A 4081-nucleotide genomic window follows, 5' to 3' on the forward strand; every position below is an offset into this window, starting at 1 on the left:
CCCCGACGTATGATAAAATCAGTTTTGTCTACAACCGGACGCCGGCTAAGCCGGTGATCGATGCCGAACCCATCTATGAAGACCATCCGGTGTGCTTCAACGTAACGGATCTGGGGCTATCCAATGCCTATGATGTCCGGAAATATGCTTATCTGGATTTATTTGCCGGGGCATTTGGTCACACCTATGGATGCCATGACATCTGGCAGATGTATGCTGCCGGCCGAAAGCCGGTCAACGGCGCCAAAATCCCGTGGGCAGAGGCCCTGGAATTGCCTGCCGCTAACCAGATGAAGTTTGTCCGCCGGTTAATGACTGCCCGCCCGCTGCTCGACCGGATTCCGGACCAGTCGTTCATCAACGAGTCAGATTATGGCCCCGCCGACCGGATTCAGGCCACACGCGGAAAAAATTATGCCTTTATTTACTCGGCAGCGGGACGACCATTTACCGTAAAAGCGGGTAAAATCAGTGGTACCACCCTGACGGCGACCTGGTATGACCCCCGCAAAGGAGTTACGAAACCAGCCGGTTCTTACCCTAATGAAGGCACCTTGCCGTTTTCGCCTCCAACCCAAGGGTATGGGCAAGACTGGGTTCTGATCCTGGATGATGCCTCGGCCAGCTTTGCCGCCCCGAAATAATTACCGGCTGACCGTTACTGCCTGATTTCCTTGCCTTTGACGGTCATTTCCCAGTCGCCGAGGGTGCCGTACAGTATCAACGATCCAAAACGAAACTTGTCCACGATCTCGGTGCCCTCCGAAACACTGTCGTAAAACTCCTTATCGACAGGTAACTCAAACTCAAGGGCGTTAACGGCATTCCGGATGTGCTTTTTGATGCTCAGCGAAAAACTCGATTGCTTCAGCCGGAGCTTCAGGATATATTTCGGTTTTTTGGCGTCATTCAGTATAGCCAGTTGCGCTTTTAGATCTGCATTCTCCTTGCGGAGACGCTCAACCTCTTCTGAATTACCACATGATGCCAGGACAACCAGACCGATAAGAGACACTATAATTGATTTGTACATGATAAGGTGGTTTTTTGAGCGGTAAATCTATTCAAAATCTCCTGATCACCAAGGGCATGCTCGCCGGTTCTTAGCCAATAATCACTTGTTGCGGAACAAATCATTTGATAAGGTTTGTATAATTTTCAGGGTGATCTTCCGGTAAATCCGATCTTTGTGACATGAAAAATCCCTGGCTTTTAAGTTTACTGGTGCTGTTAGGTAGTGCCTGTAACCAGCAATCTGCAAAAAACGACACCCAAACAATCACGGATACGACAGCTGCTGTTGTCAAACGGAAAGACTGTAAATCATTGGCCGATGCCGCAAAATTAGGCAAAGCAGATATTTATAAAGAGTCGTCGAAACCGCTACAGTTTGCCCTCACACTCGATCAGGACTCGACCTGGGTTGAAACGCCGTCCGGCTGTATTGCCAATAACACCATTACCGTATTGGCTACCAAAAAGTCAGGCCAGCAGGCCTTTAAACGGACTTTAACGAAAGAGGACCTGACGTATTTTCTGAAGAATGATGAAGAAATCGAGGCGAGCATTTTGCAGCAGGTAACCTATAAGCCAACGTTTAACAGTCAGAAATACATTGTTCTGGCCATGCATCTCGTTGATCCAAAGAACGATAAAACGCTGGATTACGCCGTGTACATGAATTACTTCGGAGAAATTGTGAAGGTTAAACTATGATTACTATGATTACTATGATTACTATGATTACTATGATTACTATGATTACTATGATTACTATGATTACTATGATTACTATGATTTTTTATACGGTTTAATCATAGTCTGTCATTCAATCATAGTAATCATAGTCCGTCATTCAATCACACAAATCATAGTCCGTCATTCAATCATACAAATCATAGTCCGTTATTCAATCATAGTAATCATAGTCCGTCATTCAATCACACAAATCATAGTCCTAGAGTTTTATGCCCCAGGTATCATTCATTGGCCGTCCAAGCAGTTCATTGGCCTCCTTGTCGTTTTTGAACATCTCCTTTTTCGGATTCCACTGCAACGGCCGTTTCAGCTGATAGGCAATGTTGCCGATGTTACAAACCGAAGCCGTCCGGTGTCCGATCTCGACATCACATATGGGTTTCGACCGGTTACGCATGGCTTGCAGGAAATCCTTGTAGTGGTTTTCGCTTTTGTATACGTGCTTTTCGGAATCACCTATCACTTTGGTTTGCAGAGAGGCCGGTGTCGTTTCCAGTTTCTTACGCTGCACGCGGATTTCTCCCTCTGTTCCGGTAAACAGGATCGCATTGTTCCAATCCCATTTTTCGTGTGTCATGGTGATGCCATTATCGTATTTGTACGTCAGGAACGGGTGGTCTTTGCCGTCCGGGGCGATTACGTCAACCGGTCCGCTATGGTCCATATCCAGTGCCCACTGCACGATATCGAACATGTGTGCTCCCCAGTCAGTTACCATTCCACCACCAAACTCCTTGTAATTCCGCCAGTTCGGAAACACATCTTTCGACAACGGCGGGGCCAGCTCCGAATTAAAGGCGACGGGCTGATTCGGGCCAAGCCATGCCGACCAGTCCAGTCCCTCCGGAATCGGTTCTGCCGGCAGATCATAAGGCTTTGGCGGCGGGCCGACATTTACCTTTATGCTCTTCACTTCACCGATATAGCCATTCCGGATCAGTTCAGCGGCCTGCCGGAATTCCGGCCAGGACCGCTGCATACTCCCCGTCTGAAACACCCGGTTGTGTTTGCGGGCCGCGTTCACCATCGCCCGGCCTTCTCTGACGGTCAGAGACAGCGGCTTTTCGCAGTAAATGTCTTTACCGGCTTCGGCTGCCCGAACGGCCATTGCGGCATGCCAGTGATCCGGGGTTGCGATAACCACTGCATCAACGTCTTTACGGGCCAGTAACTCCCTGAAATCGTTGTAGACCGGAATATCCGCATAACTACCGAGCTGCGTATTTTTGGCGTAAATCTCCTTGATCCGGTCCAGGGTCAGTTGCGCCTTTGCCTTATACACCTCGCTGATGGCCACGATACGGGCTTCGTTGGTTGTCAGAAAGGAGTTGGTCAATCCACGGCCTTGTTTACCGGTACCAATAAAACCGAGCGAAATGATGTCGCTTGGTGCCAGGTATTTCGTACCGTCGGGGCGTTTCCCTCCGAGTACAAACCGCGGTACAATCATGAAGCCTGCCACGGCTGCGGAGGCTTTGCCAAGAAATTCACGGCGTTTTATAGACTGGTTATCCTGCATATCTGTATGCCAACTTTTGGGTTTAGTAAACCTAAAAGGCTGCTTTGTGCCGTTTTTAATGGTTGGAAACCCAAAAAGGCGACACCGAACCGGCATCGCCTTTTACCTCATCAGATCTTTATCCTGATGTACTCTGGATACAGCATGGCGGGATTAGCTATTGGCGGATTATTTTCACCGTTTTTGATTTTGAAGCCGTTTGTATTCTGAGCCAGTAAAGCCCTGCCTGCTTGCCGGTCCGGACCGATAACAGCTGCTTATCCCCGTTGGCAGCATGGTTCTGCTCTTCCAGTAACCGACCGTTCAGATCCATCACGTTTACCGTAAAAGCCTGTTCCTCAAGACCAGACACCTCTACCTGAATCAGTTCTTGCTGGGTTGGGTTACCGAATACCTTAATCAAAAGATCATTGGTGAACGATGCCGCCTCGCGGGCAGCCCCGCAAGCTTGCCGGAAATTAAAGGAGCGTGTCACAACCTGTCCGCTCTGACGGGCTTCTAACAAGATAGTCGAGTTATTCGGGTCGGCCACCACCGGTGCCTCAATTGTCGCTACCGGATTCGTACCCCAGTCACGGACACCAACCGCGCGGAATTCAACCGGTGACCCATTGCCACCCGCCGTCTGGAACGTAATCTGACGGGTCGCACAGGCATAACCCGGAGCCAGCAACGACAACGAACCAGGCTGCGTGGGTGGTGTGGTGCCGTTACAGTTGTAGGTCCGGAAGTTGAACAAACGAGTCACTACCTGTCCGTTCTGACGGGCTTCTAACAAGATGGTCGAATTATTCGGGTCGGCCA

The 4081-nt window shown here is 49.5% G+C and carries 5 protein-coding genes; 2 read left to right on the forward strand and 3 right to left on the reverse strand.

What is annotated here, in order from left to right; translation table 11 throughout:
• On the forward strand, positions 1 to 644 hold a 644-nt coding region (locus BLX24_RS28845; RefSeq protein ID WP_143092858.1), incomplete at its 5' end, for a glycoside hydrolase family 140 protein.
• Positions 645 to 658: 14 nt separating this feature from the next.
• Here BLX24_RS28845 and BLX24_RS28850 read toward each other — a convergent pair.
• Entirely contained in the window at positions 659 to 1033 is a 375-nt protein-coding gene (locus BLX24_RS28850; RefSeq protein ID WP_071506701.1) for a hypothetical protein, read from the reverse strand.
• Positions 1034 to 1194: 161 nt separating this feature from the next.
• Between BLX24_RS28850 and BLX24_RS28855 the strand changes: the two genes are divergently transcribed.
• Entirely contained in the window at positions 1195 to 1716 is a 522-nt protein-coding gene (locus tag BLX24_RS28855) for a hypothetical protein (RefSeq protein ID WP_071506702.1), read from the forward strand.
• Between the two features lie 241 nt (positions 1717 to 1957).
• Here BLX24_RS28855 and BLX24_RS28860 read toward each other — a convergent pair whose 3' ends face one another.
• Positions 1958 to 3277 carry a Gfo/Idh/MocA family protein gene (locus BLX24_RS28860; protein ID WP_071506703.1) on the reverse strand — a complete coding sequence of 440 codons (1320 nt, stop codon included), beginning with the start codon at positions 3275 to 3277 and terminating at the stop codon, positions 1958 to 1960.
• Between the two features lie 157 nt (positions 3278 to 3434).
• Positions 3435 to 4081: T9SS type A sorting domain-containing protein (locus BLX24_RS32910; RefSeq protein WP_177225947.1), on the reverse strand; the 647-nt coding region annotated here is incomplete at its 5' end.

The sequence above is a fragment of the Arsenicibacter rosenii genome, from assembly GCF_001870735.1.
GTDB classification, from domain to species: domain Bacteria; phylum Bacteroidota; class Bacteroidia; order Cytophagales; family Spirosomataceae; genus Arsenicibacter; species Arsenicibacter rosenii.